This window comes from Streptomyces sp. 11x1 (assembly GCF_032598905.1).
GTDB lineage: Bacteria > Actinomycetota > Actinomycetes > Streptomycetales > Streptomycetaceae > Streptomyces.
The window spans coordinates 5,222,199-5,241,683 of record NZ_CP122458.1 but is presented as its reverse complement, the minus strand read 5'-3'; the positions used below and the strand labels follow the sequence as shown (position 1 = coordinate 5,241,683).

At 67.4% G+C, this 19,485-nt stretch carries 12 protein-coding genes and 2 pseudogenes; 8 read left to right on the top strand and 6 right to left on the bottom strand.

The genetic code is table 11. From position 1 onward, the window contains the following. Positions 1-52: 52 nt before the first annotated feature. Together P8T65_RS22940 and P8T65_RS47325 are read right to left on the bottom strand one after the other, a co-directional pair. Positions 53-175, bottom strand: a pseudogene (locus P8T65_RS22940) (LAETG motif-containing sortase-dependent surface protein); the annotation flags it as partial. After that, the gene (locus tag P8T65_RS47325) at positions 139-372 is read right to left on the bottom strand and encodes a hypothetical protein (protein ID WP_399103433.1); all 234 of its coding nucleotides are present in this window, start codon (positions 370-372) and stop codon (positions 139-141) included. The gene P8T65_RS47325 and the pseudogene P8T65_RS22940, both read right to left, overlap by 37 nt. On the opposite strand from P8T65_RS47325, the gene P8T65_RS22935 reads away from it, so the two are divergent. Next, positions 356-820 carry a hypothetical protein gene (locus tag P8T65_RS22935; RefSeq protein WP_316727155.1) on the top strand — a complete coding sequence of 155 codons (465 nt, stop codon included), beginning with the start codon at positions 356-358 and terminating at the stop codon, positions 818-820. The genes P8T65_RS47325 and P8T65_RS22935 overlap by 17 nt on opposite strands. On the opposite strand, the gene P8T65_RS22930 is transcribed toward P8T65_RS22935, so the two are convergent. The 3 genes from P8T65_RS22930 to P8T65_RS22920 form a co-directional block, all read right to left on the bottom strand. Beyond that, positions 786-953, bottom strand: a complete 168-nt coding sequence (locus P8T65_RS22930; RefSeq protein ID WP_316727154.1) for a hypothetical protein — start codon at positions 951-953, stop codon at positions 786-788. The two genes, P8T65_RS22935 and P8T65_RS22930, sit on opposite strands and share 35 nt — an antisense overlap. Before the next feature lie 344 nt (positions 954-1,297). After that, a complete protein-coding gene (locus P8T65_RS22925) occupies positions 1,298-2,473 on the bottom strand; it encodes an LAETG motif-containing sortase-dependent surface protein (protein ID WP_316727153.1) in 1,176 nt (391 codons plus the stop codon). A gap of 335 nt (positions 2,474-2,808) precedes the next feature. Next, complete coding sequence (locus P8T65_RS22920; RefSeq protein ID WP_316727152.1) at positions 2,809-3,180, bottom strand: PGPGW domain-containing protein; 372 nt, start codon at positions 3,178-3,180, stop codon at positions 2,809-2,811. A gap of 721 nt (positions 3,181-3,901) precedes the next feature. On the opposite strand from P8T65_RS22920, the gene P8T65_RS22915 reads away from it, so the two are divergent. The 4 genes and pseudogenes from P8T65_RS22915 (at position 3,902) to P8T65_RS22900 (ending at position 12,242) form a co-directional block, all read left to right on the top strand. Continuing rightward, positions 3,902-10,051, top strand: coding sequence for a DNRLRE domain-containing protein (locus tag P8T65_RS22915; protein WP_316731677.1), 6,150 nt, complete (start codon positions 3,902-3,904; stop codon positions 10,049-10,051). Between the two features lie 473 nt (positions 10,052-10,524). Further along, positions 10,525-10,728, top strand: a complete 204-nt coding sequence (locus P8T65_RS22910) for a hypothetical protein (RefSeq protein WP_316727151.1) — start codon at positions 10,525-10,527, stop codon at positions 10,726-10,728. A gap of 56 nt (positions 10,729-10,784) precedes the next feature. Further along, positions 10,785-11,057 (top strand): annotated as a pseudogene (locus P8T65_RS22905) (DUF3105 domain-containing protein); the annotation flags it as partial. A gap of 30 nt (positions 11,058-11,087) precedes the next feature. After that, positions 11,088-12,242, top strand: a complete 1,155-nt coding sequence (locus P8T65_RS22900; RefSeq protein WP_316727150.1) for an FKBP-type peptidyl-prolyl cis-trans isomerase — start codon at positions 11,088-11,090, stop codon at positions 12,240-12,242. 65 nt (positions 12,243-12,307) lie between these two features. On the opposite strand, the gene P8T65_RS22895 is transcribed toward P8T65_RS22900, so the two are convergent. Further along, positions 12,308-13,195 carry a prohibitin family protein gene (locus tag P8T65_RS22895; protein WP_316727149.1) on the bottom strand — a complete coding sequence of 296 codons (888 nt, stop codon included), beginning with the start codon at positions 13,193-13,195 and terminating at the stop codon, positions 12,308-12,310. 450 nt (positions 13,196-13,645) lie between these two features. On the opposite strand from P8T65_RS22895, the gene P8T65_RS22890 reads away from it, so the two are divergent. The 3 genes from P8T65_RS22890 to P8T65_RS22880 all read left to right on the top strand — a co-directional run bounded on the left by P8T65_RS22890 (position 13,646) and on the right by P8T65_RS22880 (position 19,471). Further along, on the top strand, positions 13,646-14,026 hold the full coding sequence (locus P8T65_RS22890; RefSeq protein WP_316727148.1) for a hypothetical protein: 381 nt from the start codon (positions 13,646-13,648) through the stop codon (positions 14,024-14,026). Between the two features lie 849 nt (positions 14,027-14,875). Then, positions 14,876-17,686, top strand: coding sequence for a beta-L-arabinofuranosidase domain-containing protein (locus tag P8T65_RS22885; protein ID WP_316727147.1), 2,811 nt, complete (start codon positions 14,876-14,878; stop codon positions 17,684-17,686). A 321-nt stretch (positions 17,687-18,007) separates the two neighbouring features. After that, positions 18,008-19,471 (top strand): DUF2252 domain-containing protein, encoded by a 1,464-nt coding sequence (locus P8T65_RS22880; RefSeq protein WP_316731676.1) that lies wholly within the window; start codon positions 18,008-18,010, stop codon positions 19,469-19,471. Positions 19,472-19,485: the final 14 nt, after the last annotated feature.

Sequence of the window (19,485 nt, the reverse complement as noted above, 5' to 3'; positions counted from 1 at the left end):
TCTCCGTGCGCGGGCCCCTCCTCACATGTATCCCGTAGGGAACCGCTCTCGCCTACACCTGTGCCCCGGTCTTCTTGCGGCGTACGACGAACATCGCGCCGGCACCGGCGACCACGGCCACCCCGCCGGCGATCCCGATCATGGGAAGCGCGGAGTCAGAGCCGGTCTCGGCGAGGTGCCGGTGTTCTCCTTGGCGTCGCCCTGCGGCTTCGTGCCATCGTCGAAGGTCTTGCAGTCCTCGTAGGGGTTCCAGGGCTCGTCGTCCGAGGGGCTGGTGCGATCGCCGTCGTCGCTCTCGTCGTCCGACGGCTTGTTCTCGTCCTCGGAGGCCGGGTCCCCGTCGTCGGTCGACGTCGTGTCGTTCTCGGGCACCTACACCAACGTCTCCCGGCGCGAGGTCAGCGCCGCCACACCGGGCGGGCACATCTCCATGACGGAGTACGACCGGTTCGGCAACACCGTCCGCGAGCTGAGTGCTGGGAACCGGAAGCTGGCCCTGGCCACCTCCGGTGCCGTTCTGGAGTGGTTGACCCGGTTGGGCATCGACGCCCAGTCCACCGCCGACCGCGCCCGGCAGATGTCGTCCGTCGCGGGCCCGAGGTGGTGTCAGGGGAGGTGCCGGGTCTGCTGGAACGGCTGGCCGAGGTGTCATCCTCGCAATCCGCGCGGGGCGCGGCGCACCCTGGCCGTCGTGCTCGCGCTGGCCGCGTGTGCGGTGCTGGCCGGTGCAATCTCACTGCTCGCGTGGATCCGGTGGCGCCTCCGAGTCTGTCGGGAGCCGATATCTACTCTCTTCCGATTCGGGCGAGACCTGTCGTGACGATTACTCCGGTCACCAAGCCGCCGACCATCCACGGCAGGCTGGGGTGCTGGTCATTGAGGCGGTAACCGACGTAGCTGAAGACCACGGTGATGAGGAGTACGGTGACTCCCCAGTACTGCCTCTTGAGCATCTGTTTTCCTTCCCGGCTGACTGAATTTCAGCTTGCGGCGCGAGTTCGAGCGCCGTGCACCCCGCTGTCGCCATCACGGCCACAGCCGCCGGACACCGCCACCAGGGGTGTTCACGAGTCGGGGCTGATGTGTGGCGGAGCACCCCGTTGGAGATTGCTTCCCGTGCGTCGGAAGGTCGTTTCCCGTGAAGGGCGGCAAGGTGGTGGTGCAGCCGCCGCGCCAGACCCCAATGCACTGAGTGTGGCGCCCATGGCTTCAGCGAGGCCGCACGTGATGGCAGAAGGGCCTGCGCCCTCTTCGGACGCAGGCCCCTCCTTCGTGTTCCGACGGAACCGCTCTCGTCCTACGCTTGGGCCCCGGCCTTCTTGCGGCGTACGACGAACATCGCGCCGGCACCGGCGGCGACGGCCACGCCGCCGACGATCCCGATCATGGGGAGCGCGGAGCCGGAGCCGGTCTCGGCGAGGTTGCCGGTGATCTCCTTGGCGCCTCCTTGCGGCTTGGTGCCGTCGGTGACGTCGGGCTTCTCGCCGTTCGGTTCGGCGTCCTCGACGTCGTCGCCCGGCTCGCGGCCGGCGGCGAGGACGGTGAACTCGTAGAAGTCGCCGTTGCCGTAGCAGGCGGACTCCTCACCCGCGTACACGGCCTGGCTCAGCGCGAACGACGAACCCGCCGGAGCCTCCTCGTCCACCCGCACCCGGAGGTCCAGGGTGGCGGTGGAGTTCTTCTCCAGGGAGTCCAGGACGGCGACGAACGTGCCCGTGAGGGCGATCTTGCCGTCCTCGTCCTCGAAGCCCTCCTGGTAGTCGCTGGTCCACTTGCCGTCCAGCTTGTACTGGAGCTCGGCGAGGTCGAAGGCGAGTGAGCTGTCGTCGTTGGTGTCGTCGCCGTACTCCGTGAACGCCTGGACCCAGACCTTCTTCAGGTCCTTGTCCGAGTCGTTCCTGATCACGAAATCGAACTCGTGCCAGCCGGAGCCCGCGACGATCTGGTTCGGCAGCCCGGAGATGGAGGCGGTGAGCTTGTCGTCCAGGTCGAAGGTCTCGCAGTCCTCGTAGGGGTTCCACGGCTCGTCGTCCGAGAGGCCGGTGTCATCGCCCTCGTCGCCCTCGTCGTCCGACGGCTTGTTCTCGTCCTCGGAGGACGAGTCCCCGTCCTCACCGGACGTGGTGTCGTCTTCGGTCGACGTGTCCTGGTCGTCCGAGGAGGACGCCTCGCCGTCAGTGCCCTCGGAGGTCGCCGCCTCATCGTCCGTGGTGGCGTTCTGCTCCTCGGTGGATGTGTCCTGGCCGCCGGAGGCGGGGTCAGTGTCCGTGTCCGAAGAGTCACCACCGGTGCCGGTTGTTTCTCCCGTCCCGGTCGCGTCACCGGTGCCGGTGTCGCCGGAGGTACCGGTGGAGGAGTTCTCCGTGGTGGTGCCGGGGGTGTCGGTGGCGAACGCTGCCGGGGCCGACAGCAGGGCGAGGGGGGCTATGACTGCCGTGGCGGCTGCGACGGCCATGGCGCGGCGAAGCTTCATGTGCACCTCGTGCGAAGGGGTGAGTGGCCGTCGCGTTGTGGGGCCGCGGATGTGGCCGTTGATTCCACAGGGGTGACTCAGCAAACCCTTGGAAGGTTGCACCCGCACTCACAGAATCCTTATGTGGCTTGCGTCACACGTAAAGTGGCGGGGTGGACGCTGTCGGCGGTCACGCCTTGAAGGTGATGGGGAATGGGCCGTTCCAGTCCGAAGCGTCGGCCAAACACGTGGCCTACAGGGAAGGGCGGGAAAGGGGCTCAAGGCTGATGCGGGCGCAGCCTGAACCTGTGGTGCTACTGGTGGCACCGGTTCAGGCCGCTCGGCTTCGGTGCCGATCAGCTCTCGCGGCTCCGTGTCGTCGCCGGAGCGGCACCGCAGGAGGGTGCCGGTGGAGGCCGCCGCACGCGACTCGGGCGGCCGAACCGCCCGGTGGACAGGGGCGGCCCGGCCGGAAGCAGGGGTGAGGGAGAAGACGGGAAGACCGGTCCAGCGCCGGATCGCGGGGGCGAAGGCGCTTTCGTCACGTCGGGGCGGCGGCACCGATTGCGGCGGTCGACGGCGGCCGTGACCAGTCCGATCGCCAGGGCGGCAAGGCCGAGGAACAGGACGGGGACGCCGGGTCCGGGCAGGACGTAAAGGGCGGCCCCGGCCGCCGTGAGCACGGCGCCGATGGCGGCGAGAGCGATGCCGAGGCGTCGTTCGGGCATGTCGTTCCTCATCGTGTGGGTTGGCCTGGCGGGGTGAGTCAGGGCGGTGCGGCCTGGTGCACCGGCCGGCGGTGAGCGCTTCGATGAGGAGCGCCCGGGGCGATTGCGGTGGGTCCGGTCTGCAGGCCGGCCGAGCAGGATGGCGGCTGCGGCCGTGGTGTTGCCGGCGCCCGGTGCGCGGCGGTCGGCCCACTGTGCCAGGGCTGCCGGTGGTCGTTGTGATGTTCCCGGCTCGGCCGTCGCCGTAGACGGCTGCACTCAGGCCGCCGGTCGCTGTGCCCGTGGCGGGGGTCGCCTTGTTGAAGTCACCCGAGCCCGCCACCGGGCAGCCCGGTCTCCCGGAGGCCCTCCCCCGGAGCATGCGGCGCGCTCAACCCTGAGGACGGTGCTTGCTTGAGTAAATCCCTTTGCCGTAAGTCGAATTGACTACCACTCACCGAAATAGAGTGCCACGAGAACGAAGATATTGTGATCAATATCACATTGCAGGACTCCTTGATGAATTGTCCGACGCGTTAATTTCTGCACCTCTATTGGGTCTTTTCTCCCTGGATATTTTCCGCCTCACCTGATCGGGCGATCAGGAGATACGGAGTCCGGAATGGGAAGATCTCTGCTCCCCTCTGAGAGACAGGGTGAGCGTGTCCCCGGTCAGAGACGTCGCCAACGTGCGGCCCTCCTCCCTGAACGCCCTCTGAAGCTGATAGCCGGTGCTGTGGCCATGCTGCTGGCCACCGAGGCCGCGATCACCGTCGCAGCGTCCGGTCGGTCGGTGGCCTTGTCGTCACAGACGACGACCGCTGATTCGCAGCCCCGGCTCGGTCCTGCCGAGGCCGATGACGAGGCGTCGGCGCAGCTGATGGCCCGGCTGCAGGACCGGCGGATCGAGATCCTCGGCGCGCGTACCGCGGCCACGACCTCTTGGGCGAATCCGGACGGCACGGTGACGGTGGAGTCCTTCACCGGTCCGATCCGGGTGAAGGACGCGGCGGGCAAGTGGCGGCCGGTGGATGTGACGCTGTCCGAGGCGGACGGCGAGATCGTGCCGAAGGCGGCGGCTGCTGACATCGCCTTCTCCGCAGGCGGGAGCAAAGCGCCGTTGGCGCAGGTCAGCCGGGGTGAGAAGAGCTTCGGAGTGGCGTGGGACGGCGCTCTGCCCAAGCCGGTTCTCAAGGGCAACACGGCCACCTACCGCGATGCGGTTCCCGGTGGCGATGTGGTGGTTTCCGCGCTGCCGGAGGGTTTCTCTCACTCGGTGGTGCTGCGGGAGCGGCCGAGCGGTCCGGTGGAGTTCCGCCTGCCGGTCCAGGCCGAGGGCCTGACTCTTGAGGAGACGTCGGATCAGCGGCTGCGCTGGGAGGACTCCAAGGGCAAGCAGGTCGCCGCAGCGCCGCCGCCGCTGATGTGGGGAGACTCGGAGGACGCCAAGTCCCAGGAGCCGGAGCGTACGGCGAAGGTCAGCGCGACGGTGGAGACGGCGGCCGACGGCGACCAGACGCTTGTGCTCAAGCCCAGCGAAACATTCCTTTCGGACCCGGATGTCACCTATCCGGTGGTGATCGACCCGACCAACACACTGGCGGGCCCGACCACCGACACCTGGATCCAGTACGACGCCTACCCCGCGAGCCAGCGCGGCTCGACGGAACTGAAGGCTGGCACCTACGACGGGGTGCAGAAGGCCCGTTCGTTCCTGAAGTTCTCCACGTCGCAGTACACCGGCAAGAAGATCGTGGACACCGATCTGCGCCTGTACTCCTACTACTCCTCCACCTGCTCGACCTCCGGCTCCGGTGTACAGGCCCGCAGGGTCACCGCGGACTGGGATCCGTCGGCGGTCTCCTGGTCGGCCCAGCCGTCGACCACCACCACCGGCGCGGTGACCTCGACCGCCGCGAAAGGCTACAGCTCCTCCTGCCCGGCGGGCCTGGTCTCGTGGGACGTGGACGCGATCGTGCAGGCGTGGGCGGACGGTTCGCCGAACTACGGTATCCGCCTGGCCGCGGTCGACGAGACCGATGTGCTGACCTGGCGGCGGTACCGGTCGGCGAACTACGTCGACGGCTCCCACAACCCCGACGTCGAGCCGTCGCTGACCGTCACCTACAACTCCTACCCCGCCAAGCCCACTTCGGCGGCGGTCTCGCCGAGCACACTGAACGCCTACAACGGCAAGCGGTACGTCACCTCGCTCACCCCGCAGCTGTCGGCCAAGGTCAGTGACGCGGACGGCGGCACGGTCAAAGGCCAGTTCGAGATCACCCCGGACCCGGCCTACAACGACACCACCTACACCTACACCGGTACCACCACCGGCGTGGCCTCCGGCTCCACCGCCACCCTGACGATCCCCTCCGCCAACGCCTTCCCGGCCGGCTCACACCTGCGCTACCGGGTACGCGGCTACGACAACTCGCTGTACGGGGCCTGGACCGGCTACTCCACCTTCGTGCTGAACACCGCCAAGCCCGCAGCCCCGTCCATCACGTGTGACCCCTACACCGGGAACACGTGGACGGCCAAGGCCACGAACGGCGCGCAGTGCACCCTGGACACCAGCTCCAGTGACGGCCAGGGCTACCTGTGGGGCCTGAACGACCCCAACACGCCCAACCGGATCAACGACGCCACCGACGGAACCGGCGGCGACCCGCTGACGGTGACGGTCAACCCCGCCGACGGCTGGCACACCCTGTATGCCAAGACCGTCGACTCCGGCGGCAACCTGTCCGCCGCCACGACCGCGTACACCTTCGGTGTCGGCGCCGACGGGGCCGCGATCCTCACCCCGCTCGACGGCGACCGCCCCGCCCGCCGGGTGGCGCTCGCGGCCACGGGCAAGACCAGCTACACCGGTGTGACGTATCAGTACCGGCGCGGTGAGGCAGACACGGTGTGGAAGAACGTGTCGCTGGCCGACGTGACGAAGAACTCCGACGGCTCCGCGGTGGCGTCCTGGCCGCTGGCCGCCCCGAACGGTGCGCCGCCGGCGCTGGTGTGGAGCATCACCAACAGCTTCGCCGACGACGGCCCGATCGACATCCGGGCCGCGTTCACCGACGGCACCACCACCGGCTATTCACAGCCGGTGACCGTCACCGTGGACCGCGACGCGGGCACCGCACCGGACGGCGGGGTTGGTCCTGGCACGGTCAATTCGCTGACTGGTGATTACACCCTCTCCGCCACCGATGCTTCCGCCTTCCAGATGAGCGTGGCACGTACCGCATCGTCACGTCGCCCGGACGCCGGAGCGCGGCAGGAGGGCCAGGCACCGATCTTCGGCCCGCAGTGGACATCCGGCACGGTCACCGAATCCGACTGGTCCTACATCAAGAAGACTTCCGCCACCTCCGTCGTTCTCGTGGATGGCCACGGTGACGAAACAGGCTTCACCGCCATTACCGCAGACGAATGGAGAGCGGAGCCCGGCGCCGAGGAACTCAGCCTGGTGGGGTCACTCGATGGAGCCTTCACTCTGAAAGACACCGTAGGCACCACTACCACGTTCACGAAGGTGGGCGCTGCAGCAACGACATGGAACGTGTCCTCGACCTCCCTTCCGACGGACGAATCCGCTGCCACCACGGTGGTCCCTGAGACGACCACCGTGGACGGCAAGACGGTGGGACGCCCGAAGTGGGTCATCGCCCCGACCTCGGCGGTTTCCACCGAGACCTGTAAGACAACTCCGTCGGCCAAGGGCTGCCGGATGCTGGAGTACGTCTACTCGGCTTCCACCACGGCCACGTCCACGTCGTTCGGCCACTATGTCGACCGTGTCGAGGAGATCCGCCTGTGGTCCACGGCTCCGGAGGCGGGCAGCTCCACCTCGGTGCCCATCGCGTCGTACACCTACGACGACTCCGGCCGACTGCGCGAGGTGTGGGACCCACGGATCTCCCCTGAGCTGAAGACCACGTACGCCTACGACTCAGCCGGCCGCGTGATCGAACTGACCCCGCCGGGCGAGCTGGCGTGGACCTTCACCTACGGAACGGCCGGCAACGCGGCCACCGCGGGTGCGGGCATGCTCCTCAAGGTCTCCCGTCCTACGCTGGCCCAGGGCTCCACGTCACAGACCAACGGCACCGCGTCCACCTCGGTCGTCTACGACGTACCGATGGCCGGCGCCAAGGCCCCGTACCCGATGGGGCAGACGGACGTCGCCGCGTGGGGGCAGGGCGTCGCTCCAGTCGACGCCACTGCGGTGTTCCCCGCCGACGCCATGCCCAATTCCCACAGTGGCAGCGACTTGACAGCGGCCGACTACACCCGTGCGACCATCACCTACACCGACGCCTCCGGGCGCCAGGTGAACACCGCGAGCCCAGGTGGTCACATCACCGCGACCGAATACGACCATTTCGGTAATATCGTTCGTGAGCTCACGGCGGGCAACCGCAAGCTCGCGTCGGCCACCAGCGGTGCTGCGTTGGAGGAACTGGTTCGCCTCGGGCTCGACGAAATGTCGACCGCCGAGCGGGCCCGACGGCTGTCCACGACGTCCGTCTTCAGCCAGGACGGGAAGCGGGAGCTGGAAAGCTACGGTCCCCTGCGGCTCACCGCCATTGAGCATGACGTGGTCGATGCCTCTGGCACCACCGTGTTGCCCTCAGGCGATGAGGTTCCAGCTCGCGCCCACACAGTGAATGTCTACGATGAGGGTCGCCCCACAGACGGGTCGGCGACCGTGTCGGACCAGCTGACCACCGTCAAGACTGGTGCGTACATCGATGGCTTCCCTTCCGACGCGGACGTGCGCACCACCAGGACCGAGTACAACTGGGTCAAGGGACTGGCGACCAGCGTCATAGAAGACCCCGCCGGTCTCGCGATCAAAAACTCCACGCAGTACGACAGCAAGGGCCGCGTCAGCAAGACGCTGATGCCGCAATCCACGGGGACGGACGCGGCAGCTACTGTCACCACCTACTACACCGCTGACGGCACCGGAGCATGCGGTGGACGCCACGAATGGGCCGACCTGATCTGCGAGACGGGGCCCGCAGGAGCCATCACCGGTGGCGGTTCGAACCCGACCCAACTTCCCACCAAAACATTCGAATACGGAACCTTCGGGCAGATCGCCAAGGTCTCCGAGACTGCCAATGGCTCCACCCGAACCACTGTGACCGACTTCGACAACGCCGGACGCGCCACCACCGTGAACGTCACCGGCGGAGTCGGCCCCGCTGTTCCGCAGACGACGACCGGGTACTCCTCAACCACCGGCAGGCCCATCACGATCACTTCTCCGACAGCAGGCACGATCACCAAGGTCTACGACAAACTCGGCCGCCCCGTCTCCTATACAGACGCGGACGGGGGAACGACCACGACCGAGTACGACGAGCTCAACCGTGCGGTCAAGACCACGGACTCTGTTCCGTCGACGACGACCTACACCTACAATCACGCTGCCGAACCACGCGGCCTTCCCACGTCGATCGCCGACTCGGTAGCCGGCACCTTCAGCGCCGAGTACAACGCCGAGGGCAACCTGGCGACCCAAACACTGCCAGGTGGCTACACGATGAGGCAGAACGCCGGTACGCCGGGCGCCAGCCTGGAGCGCATCTACACGCGCGATTCCGACGGTGCAGTTCTCCTGGCGGACTCGGCGACAGAATCCGTACACGGGCAACGCCTCAGCCGCGCCGGTGGAGCGGGAAACACAGAGGAACAACAGTACAAGTACGACGCTGTCGGTCGATTGGTCCAGGTCGCGGACACGATCGCCGACGTCTGCACCCTGCGGAAGTACTCGTTCGACAAGCACGCCAACCGGCTGTCCAAGAAGACCGCGGTCGGGCAACCGGGCGCGACCTGCCCCACAACGACCGACACCACAGTCACCTACTCCTACGACACCGCCGACCGACTTGCGGAAGCCGGCTATGTCTATGACGCCTACGGCCGCACCACTGCCTCACCAGGCAACACGCAGCTGAGCTACTTCAACAACGACCTTCCGCAGCGCCAGGTAATCGGCGACACCCGGCAAACCTGGACCCTGGACGCGGCCCACCGCTATCGGGGATCGACTCGGGAGAGCAACACCTCGGGCACCTGGGTGACCGTCAGCACGAAGGTCAACCACTACGCGAACGACAGCGACAACCCGCGGTGGATCGTGGAGAACACCTCCACAGGCCAGGTGACTCGCAACGTCACCGCCCATGGTGGCGGTCTGGCCGCTACGACCTCCGCAAGCGGCGATGTCGTCCTGCAACTGACCAACCTTCACGGCGACGTCAATCTGCTCCTGCCACTGGACACCACCAAAGCGCCGCAGTCCCTCAGCAGTGATGAGTTCGGCAGCGCACGGCAGCAGACGAACCCTCGCTACGGATGGCTCGGTAGCCTTCAACGATCGGCAGAAACCGTCAACGGCGCCGTGCTGATGGGCGTGCGCATGTACGACCCGACCATTGGCCGTTTCCTCTCGATGGATCCGATCCCCGGCGGGAATGCCAATGCCTACGAATACTGCGTCGGCGACCCAGTCAACTGTATCGACCCGTCCGGGAAGTTCAGGGTGCTCAGCAAGTGGTACAGCTGGTGGTCGTCGTACTGGTATGTGACGGTCGCTCTGAACAAGAGTGAAACCCAGTACCTTGCCTGGTACTCCGGCATGGCATTTACAGCAGTGGTCTGGGCTGTCTCGAAAGTAAAGGTGCTCAATAAGGGGTGGATGAAGGTGGCCTCCACGGTTGTTGAGGCGTACCTCTTCTACGTCATGGCGGTCGCGGGATACGCCGCGAGTCACGGCAAGTGTGTAGGTCTCGGAGTAGCTGGAAAGAAGTATCCGTTCAGCTATGGGCTGAGGTCCATTTATCCGCCGTGGGTCTGGGTCCGCCGATGCTGAGGCTCCTGGAGAAGATCTCGGGCGTTGTCCGGGGCGCCGTGTACCTGGGAGTACTCGTCGTGACTCCGTGGTTTGCGGTAAGCGCCCTGCGAGAAGGCGATGTGGTTCTCGCTGGTGTGAACGCTCTCTCGTTCGCGCTTGTCTTGATCCTCGTTGCGCAACGAGTTCGGCGGCGCAAAGAGAACAGAGAGAGCAAGCCGTGAGCGGCGACCGGTAGAAAGTATCCATCCACGTGTGAGGCCCGCCGGGACTTCTTGGTGGGCCTCACCAGTTTCCTTGGGATTTGTCACGCCAAGGCGATCACGCTTTCGCCGTGAGGCCTCCTGCATGCCTGTCGTCTGAAAAGTCTCCCCGAGGGGCTGAGCAGGCTAGGAGTAATTCGCTGAGGGCCGTACGGGGAGTGAATATCGCCGGGGTCACCGGCAGGGTAATCATTGTGGCAAGTCGGAGAGTCAGCTTGAGGAGGCGCTACCGTGGATCGGAAGAAATTCGTGTATCTGGCTCCATTCATTCCATTTATGGCGGCTGACGGAATTGATGATCTGCGCAGCTCCGTACCATTTTTCATTGTCTGGGGTGCCGCGCAGATCGTGCTGGCGGCTGGGCTGTCTTTTTTCGGCTACCAGGGTCTGAAGGAGATCAAGCGGAACAAGCAGAACCAGGTGGGCAAGCCGTGACGGACACGCGCGTGTTCCGACGTCGGGGGTGGAATCTCATAGGGGTCTGCTCAAGTTCGCTGGAGCACGGCGCGGTCTGGGTCACCTACAACGACACGGCCACCGGCGCTGACATCAAGGCCCTGGCCGACCGCGTCTCCAAGACGCCGTACACCTTCATGAGCCCGTACAAGAAGCAGTCGTCACGCATCACGCTGACCGCCTGGGGTCACCAGCTGTCGGCAGAGGAGGCGGCGGATCCGAGAGTCGCGCAGTTCTTCACCAAGTACGTGCAGGGCGAGCAGACCCCTGAGCCGGGTGCTCCCTGTACGGGCGGAAACGCGGGATGACCGCCTCCGTCTGCCAAGAGACAGCCTCCCGTGCGGGCGGCCGCAGACGGCAGCGATATCGATCAGTCAGGAGAATCAGAAAATATGCGGCGTCTTTCAGGTCTGCTCTTCGCCTCCGTGGTGCTGTTGGCAGGATGCAGCGGTTCGGAGTCTTCGCCCGCGCCCGGTGAGAGGAGTCACCGGCCGATGCCGGTGCCGACCGTGTCCGTCTCCCGGCAGGCGGTGCCTGCCATAGCGGCAACGGATGCCGTGCTGCCCACCGTGTCCGGGAAGTTCGGCCGGAAGCCGACGATCACCATCCCGAAAGCGCAGCCCAGCGGGAAGTTCGTCATCACCACCATGCTGGCGGGCCAGGGCCGGAAGGCCCGCAGCAACGACATCGTGATCGTCGACTACGCCGCCAAGACCTGGAAGCGCGGCACCTCGCTGCCCGGCACCTACGGCAAGGGCGGCACACCCAGTGTCTTCCCCGTCGGTCAGGGCGCCGTGCTCCCCGCACTGGATCGCGCCGTCGAAGGGCAGCAGGCCGGCAGCAGAGTGCTGGTGGTCGCCCCGCCGGCCGCTGCCTACGGCGTGGCGGGCAACGCCCGGCTCGGTGTCCGGGGCACCGACACCGTCGTGTTCGCCGTCGACATCGTGAAGATCATCGCCGCTGACTCCACCGTCCAGGGACAACAACGAGCCCTGCCTGACGGGCTGCCCCAGGTGCGAGCCGAGCGCTCAGCGGCAACGATCGCCGTGCCGGACACCGCGCCGCCCACGCGCCTGGTCTCCCAGACCCTGGTGGAAGGCTCCGGCCCTCGTGTCAAGACCGGTCAGACGATCGTGATCCGCCGCGCCGGCGCGGTATGGGCTGCCAACCGTGGAAAAGAGCAGGCCACCCTCTTCGATCCCTCCTGGTCGCAGGGCCCTTCCACCGTAGTCATCGGCCGCGGCAACCTCATCGAGGGACTGGACCAAGCGTTGGTCCGGACGAGCGTAGGAAGCAGGATGCTCGTGGTGATTCCGCCGGGGCTGGCCTACGGAGTCTCAGCCCACAAGGGCATCCCGGCGAAGTCCACCATCGTCTTCATCGTCGATGTACTCGCGGCATCCGGCGACGCGACGGCATCCACAGGCGCCGAGCCCGGGGAACGTGACGGCACGTCGTCACCGTCGCCGACGCCAGGGCACCGCCATCACTGAGCTGAGCAGACCCTGTTCTCCGTGCCGAGACAGCAAGGCCCCTTCTCCGCCCCGGGCCGCTGGGGTCAGTTCCGGCCGGTGCCGTCCACGATCAGCGGGTTACCGCTGCCGGAGCCGCAGGGCACGGCGTAGACCGGGTTCTTCTTCGCGGCCTCTTTGAAGGCCTCGATGCACTGGTTCATCAGGACCTTGTCGGACAGCGAGTCGCTGAGGATCTTGTTGGCCCTGGCGATACCCTCTGCCTCGATCTTGCGCCGCTTGGACTCTTCCTCCGCCGTACGGGTCGCCTCGACGGCCCGCTCGGTGGCCTCCTTCTGCTGGATCTTGCGGTCGATCTGCTGCTGGAGCTGCTCGGAGGGCTTCACATTGCGCAGGTTCACGGCGGTGACGTCGATACCGCGCGGTGCGAGCCGCTCCTTGATCAGCTCACCGAGTTCCGCGTTGATCTTCTCCCTGTCCGAGGCGTAACCCTGCTCGCTGGTGTACCGGGCGAAGACATTGCGGATGATCTCCCGGCTGTCCGGATAGACCAGCCGCTGCTGGATGGCGGTCTCGTTCCCAGCGAGCCGGTACAGCTCCACCGCCTTGGCCGGGGTCACCGCCCACTTCACGGTCACCTCCACATACATCACTCCGCCCTGCGAGGAGCGCACCTCGACGACGTCCTTGTCGGAGAGGTTGAGGTCCACCGGGCGGGTGGAGAAGGACGTGACATCCGTGAACGGCGCCTTCAGGTGCATGCCGGAGGTCATCGGCGTACCCACCTTGCCGAACAGCACCGGGACGCCGACCTCGTAGGCGCTGACGACGTACACGCAGCTGGCAATCCCGAAGAACGCGCCCCCGGCCAGCGCGGCTATGGCACCCAGGCGCAACGGGGACGAGGCGCGCGCCCGGGCCACGATGTACAACACCACAGCGGCGAGGATCAGCAGAATCGACAGTACGAGCACGGTGGCTCCCCCCTGGAACGGCAGAACAGCGCCACGCCAGGCACTGCTTGTGTCAGCGGAGCGTAAGACATCCAGGAGAAGGAGTGATCAGGGGCCCAGAGGTCCGTCCCTCCCGCTGTCCGACATGGTCGCGGTCCGCGCTCCCGGCACCCTGCGGTATCACGGACGGTTGCCAAGTTACGTGCGGCTCCTGATGGAGACTTCCGGTATCGCAGTGCCCGCCCACAAGGCCATCCGTACCCTGCCTGACTGGCCGGCCCCTCCGAAGTCCGGCCCTGACCCCACCCGTCCGCCGCCTTGCCGCCCTGACGGTCTGCGGCTTCCTCGTGGCTGGCCCGGCCGTCGCCGGAGGGGCCACCGCCGCTCTGGTCGCCGACGTGTCGGAGGGCAGCGCCACCGTAGCGGCGTCCGTGCCACGCTGGACGTCTCCGGGTCGGGCTGGCCGGAACGGTGCCCCTGCATGCCTCGCTCAACGAGGTGCAGGCTCCGGCGACCGCCGAGAAGAGGACCCTCGACGGAGTCGACGGCGATCGCCCGGTCAATCTTCTGCCGACCGACGTCGCCATGGCGAAAGCCGATGCCGCGAGCGGTCGGGCGGAGGGAGCCACCCACGTGCTGGCCCGGGCGCATGTGCCGGTGCTGCCCGTGGTGGAGGTGGAGGAGGTGACTGTCACAGCGAGCTGCGCCACCGGACGTAAGTCGGCCGTGGAGTCCCAGCTACTTGGCTCCCTCACGGCCCCGGGCAGGCAGTTGCCGATGGCGGATGGTGGCACCGTGGAGGTTTCGAACGTGGGCAGGGTCCGGCTCGCCCCCTCCCACAAGGAGACGTAGCACCACGGTCGCCGCCACCTCGGTCCAGTTGCACGTCTCGGCTGACCCGTTGAATTTGGGCGTCGGGGAGGTGGCGAGCGCCGTGCCCCTGGTGCCGGCCACCTGTCGGTTCCCCGACCCACTATTGACGTCTCCGCGGGCGACGTTCAGGCCAAGCTTGCGGGAGCCGGCGACCTGCGAGGTCGCCAGATCCCCCTGCAGTGGAGATCCCGCCGTCATCTGTGTCGCTTCGTTCTTCGCCGTTGTTTGCGTGCTTCGGTGGACTCGCGAGACTCGGGCGCTGCCGAGCCCTACGCGGGTCTGTTGACCAGGGTGGTGGGAAAAGCTCTCTGCCAGCGTGGGAAACGATCTCCGTCAGTCCTCGTATAGCCCCTGGCCAGCGAGTTCCGTCGGTGCCCCACAGTGAAGCGGTCCCATCGTGATCACGATGGGACCGCTTCTTTTTGTCGTCGGACTGCGCGCTCAGAGGCAGGTCGGCTTACTGTGCGGGACCCTGGAGTGTGAGGAGTCTCTCAGGAGATTCAGTAAGGGCTTTCGGCTTCCGGTGGTGCGGGACGGCGTGGGGGCGTGCCGTGCTGCGTGTGCGCGGTCGTATGCGTCAGGGGCGTCAGCGCCACATGAACCGTCGTAGATGTGGGCACGAACGATGTTTCACGTGAAACGGTGTCGAGGGCACGCAAGTGGCCCCGTGACGTGGGTCGTTGGCCTCGGGGAGGCCGTCAGTGCCGTTGACGCCCGACTGTCGCATACCTATCTTCTGGTCGGGAATTCGCACAACGTTCGTAATTTCGAACATGCGCTCACTTCGTACCGCCCTCCATCCCCCACGCCGCCAGAGACGAGGCGCACATGGCACCGCCCCTCTCCAGACGTTTCCTCCTCCAGTCGGCGATACTCGCCGCTGCCGCACCCGGGGTCTCCTTGGGGGCGGGCGGCGGCCGTGCGGTCGCCGCCACGGTTCCGACGCCGTCCACCTGGTCGGTGCGGCCCTTCGAGCTCAAGGACGTGACGCTCGGCCAAGGCCTTTTCGCGGACAAGCGTCAGCTGATGCTCGACCACGGCCGCGGCTACGACATCGACCGGCTGCTGCAGGTCTTCCGTGCCAACGCGGGGCTCTCCACAAAGGGCGCCGTCGCCCCCGGCGGCTGGGAGGGCCTGGACGGCGAGGCCAACGGCAATCTCCGTGGCCACTACACCGGGCACTTCCTGACGATGCTGGCACAGGCGTACGCGAGCACCGGGGAGCAGGTGTACGCCGACAAGATCCGCACCATGGTCGGTGCGCTCACCGAGGTGCGTGAGGCGCTGCGCAAAGATCCGCGCATGCTGGCCGTCGCCGGCAGATGGGGCGGCGCGCACGAGAACGTCCGCGGCTCGTACCAGTACGTCGACCTGCCGACCGCTGTGCTCGGAGGTGCCTCGGCGATCACCCTGTCGGTCTGGGTGAAGCCCACCCACGACGCCAACTGGCAGCGTGTCTTCGACTTCGGCGACAACACGACCCGGTACATGTACCTGGCATCCCGCAACGGCAGCGGGGTGCCGCGTTTCGCGATCACCGACAGCGGTGCGGGCGGGGAGCAGGGCCTCAACGGCACCGCCGCCCTGCCGCTCGATCAGTGGAGCCACCTGGCTGTCACGATCAGCGGCACCACGGGCACCCTCTATGTCAACGGCACCGCCGTCGCCCAGAACACCTCGATGACGCTGAACCCGTCCGTCCTCGGTGCTCTGACGAACAACTGGCTGGGCCGCTCGAACTACCCTGACGACCCGGTCTTCGCGGGCGCCTTCGACGAGTTCAACATCTGGTCGAGGGCTCTGACCGCGGCGGAGATCACCTCGCTGCAGACCAACGAGGCCAAGAGGTCCTCCGCGGGGCTCGGCAACCTCGCGTCGTACTACTTCTTCGCGACCTCCGGCGGTACTTTCGGCGATGCCTCCGGACGCGGCCTGACCGCCACGCTGCGCCGCACCTGGGGCGGACCGAGCCATCCCGGCTTCCTCGCCGCGTACCCGGAGACGCAGTTCATCGATCTGGAGACGCGGACCACCGCCGACTACACCAAGGTGTGGGCGCCGTACTACACGGCGCACAAGATCCTCAAGGGCCTGCTCGACGCCTACCTCGCCACGGACGACGCCCGCGCGCTCGATCTCGCCTCCGGCATGTGCGACTGGATGTACTCGCGGCTGTCCAAGCTGCCCGACGCCACGCTGCAGCGGATGTGGGGCATCTTCTCCAGCGGTGAGTTCGGCGGCATCGTCGAGGCGATCGTCGACCTGTACACGATCACCGGCAAGGCCGACCACCTCGCACTGGCCAAGCTGTTCGACCTCGACCGGCTCATCGACGCCTGCGCCGCCGGCACCGACATCCTGGACGGCCTCCACGCCAACCAGCACATTCCGATCATGACCGGCTACGTCCGGCTGTACGACGCGACGGGCGAGACACGCTATCTGACCGCTGCCAAGAACTTCTGGGGCATGGTGATCCCGCAGCGCATGTACGGGATCGGCGGCACCAGCACGGCCGAGTTCTGGAAGGCTCGTGGGGTCATCTCGGGAACGATCAGCGACACCAACGCCGAGACCTGCTGCGCGTACAACCTGCTCAAGCTGAGCCGGAGCCTGTTCTTCCACGAGCAGGACCCGAAGTACATGGACTACTACGAGCGGGCTCTGCTCAACCAGGTCCTCGGCTCCAAGCAGGACAAGGCCGACGCCGAGAAACCGCTGGTCACCTACTTCATCGGGCTGAAGCCGGGGCAGGCGCGCGACTACACCCCCAAGCAGGGCACCACCTGCTGCGAGGGCACCGGCATGGAGAGCGCCACCAAGTACCAGGACTCGGTGTACTTCACCAAGGCCGACGGCACCGCGCTCTTCGTCAACCTGTACAGCGCGGCCACGCTGAACTGGTCGGCCAAGGGCGTGACGATCACGCAGAGCACCGACTATCCCCGCGAGCAGGGCTCCACGATCACCGTCGGGGGCGCCGACGCGGCCTTCGAACTGCGGCTCCGGGTGCCGTCCTGGGCCACCGCCGGTTTCCGGGTGACCGTCAACGGCAGCGCGGTGAGCGGTACGCCGACCGCGGGGAGCTACTTCACGATCCCCTCCCGCACCTGGCGCGCCGGGGACGTCGTCCGGGTGACGATCCCGTTCCGGCTGCGGGTGGAGAAGGCGCTCGACGACCCCTCGCTCCAGACGCTGTTCTACGGGCCGGTCAACCTGGTCGGCAGGAGCAGTGCCACCAGCTATCTGTCGGTCGGCCTGTACCGCAACGCGGGACTCTCCGGCGACCTGCTGCCCTCTCTCGCGCCGGTCAGCGGTAGGCCGCTGCACTACATGCTGGACGGCACCGAGTTCGCTCCCTTCCACGAAGGGAGCGAGGATCCGACCCACGCCTACGTCAGGCGTTCCGAGCCGAAGGTCGTCCTCGGCGGCACCGATTCGGGCGTGGCCAACCCGGCGAAGTCCGACGGGACGACGCTGTTGGACGAGATCTGGACCGGGGCGCCGTTCGCCGACAAGGCCGCGCTGGTGGCGCGGGTGCAGTCGACCGTCGGTGCCTGGGTGTCGGCGGGACTGCTGAGCCAGACCGACGGCCAGAAGGTGGTGACCACCGCGCAGAACGCCACGTATGCGGCCTGAGGCCGTCTGAGTCGTCTGACGCCGTCGAAGGGCTCAGGTTCGATGACAAAGGCGGTCGCTCCCTCGGCGGAGCGGCCGCCGCTCGCGTTCTCTGGCGGACCTGGGCGGCGAGGCGGTCAGGCAGGCTTCCGGTCTTCGCCGGTGGTGGCGCGGAGGTCGTTCCATCCTTCCAGCCGGTTATCCACAGGTGTGGACGGGTGGGACGCGGAGTTGTCCACAGGGCCTGACGCGTTTCGGCCACCGGCTGTACCGTCGTCACGAGTTGATGTTCGTGCGTGGACGTGTGCGGGGGAGGCGGTCGCTGTGACCGAGGTCGGTGCGATGGCGGCGGGTGCGGGAGCCGAGCCGGGGTCGGCGGAGTCCGGGGGGATCGGGGCGGCGACGGTGGCGCGTTCCGCCGGCGCGCGGGTGCCGGCGGTGACGGGGTTCGCCCGGTGGCCCGCGGTGGGGTCGCCGAAGGACGAGGGCAAGGCGCTGCGCACCCGGGTGCCCCGCAGCGCACACGCCGACCTGACGCTCACCACCGACCGGCCGGACGCGGTGTCGGCGGTCGAGGAGTCCAACCGGGGCCGGATCCCTGAGCTCACCCCGATACGAGTCGGCAGGATGGCGGCCACCCCCTTCGCGTTCCTGCGAGGCTCGGCGGGCCTCATGGCCCATGACCTGGCCCATACGCCCATCACCGGCATCGGCGCGCAGATCTGCGGGGACGCCCACGCGGCCAACTTCGGCCTGTACGGCGATGCCCGCGGGGAGCTCGTCATCGACCTCAACGACTTCGACGAGACCGTGCACGGCCCGTGGGAGTGGGACCTCAAGCGCCTCGCCGCCTCGCTGGTGCTCGCCGGCCGGGAGGCGGGCGCCGACGAGGACGTCTGCCGCAAGGCGGCGTACGACGCGACGGGCGCCTACCGGCGCACCATGAGGCTCCTCGCCAAGCTTCCGGCGCTCGACGCGTGGAACGCCATCGCCGACGAGGAACTGGTCTCCCACACCGACGCCCACGACCTGCTGGGCACACTGGAGCGGGTGGCGGAGAAGGCGCGCGCCAACACCAGCGGCCGCTTCGCGGCCAAGTCGACCCGGCAGGTGGAGGGCGGTGGCCGCCACTTCGTCGACGCCCCGCCGGTGCTGCGCCGTGTGGACGACAAGGAGGCAGCCGTCGTGGCCACCTCCCTGACGCAGTACCTGACCACGCTCTCGGAGGACCGCCATCCGCTGCTCGCCCGGTACGCCGTGCAGGACGTGGCGTTCCGCGTGGTGGGCACCGGCAGTGTGGGCACCCGTTCGTACGTCGTCCTGCTCCTGGACCACCGTGGTGAAGCCCTTGTTCTCCAGGTGAAGGAGGCCCGCCCGTCGGCTCTGGAGCCGCACCTCGTGACGGCCGGCTTCGAGCTGCCGGAGGTGGATCACGAGGGGCGCCGGGTGGTCCTCGGGCAGAAGCGGATGCAGGTCGTCAGCGACATACTGCTGGGCTGGACGACGGTCGACGGACTCCCCTTCCAGGTGCGCCAGTTCCGCAACCGCAAGGGCAGTGTCGACCCCGCCGCCCTGGCCGCCGACCAGATCGACGACTACGGCCGCATGACCGGCGCCCTCCTCGCCCGCGCCCACGCCCACAGCGCCAACCCCCGCCTGCTGGCCGGCTACTGCGGCAAGAACGACGAATTCGACGAGGCGACGGCCACGTTCGCCGTCACCTACGCGGACCGCACGGAGGCGGATCACTCGGACCTGGTGGCGGCGGTGCGGGCCGGGCGGATCGCGGCGGAGTCGGGGGTCTGAGGGCAGGACGGATC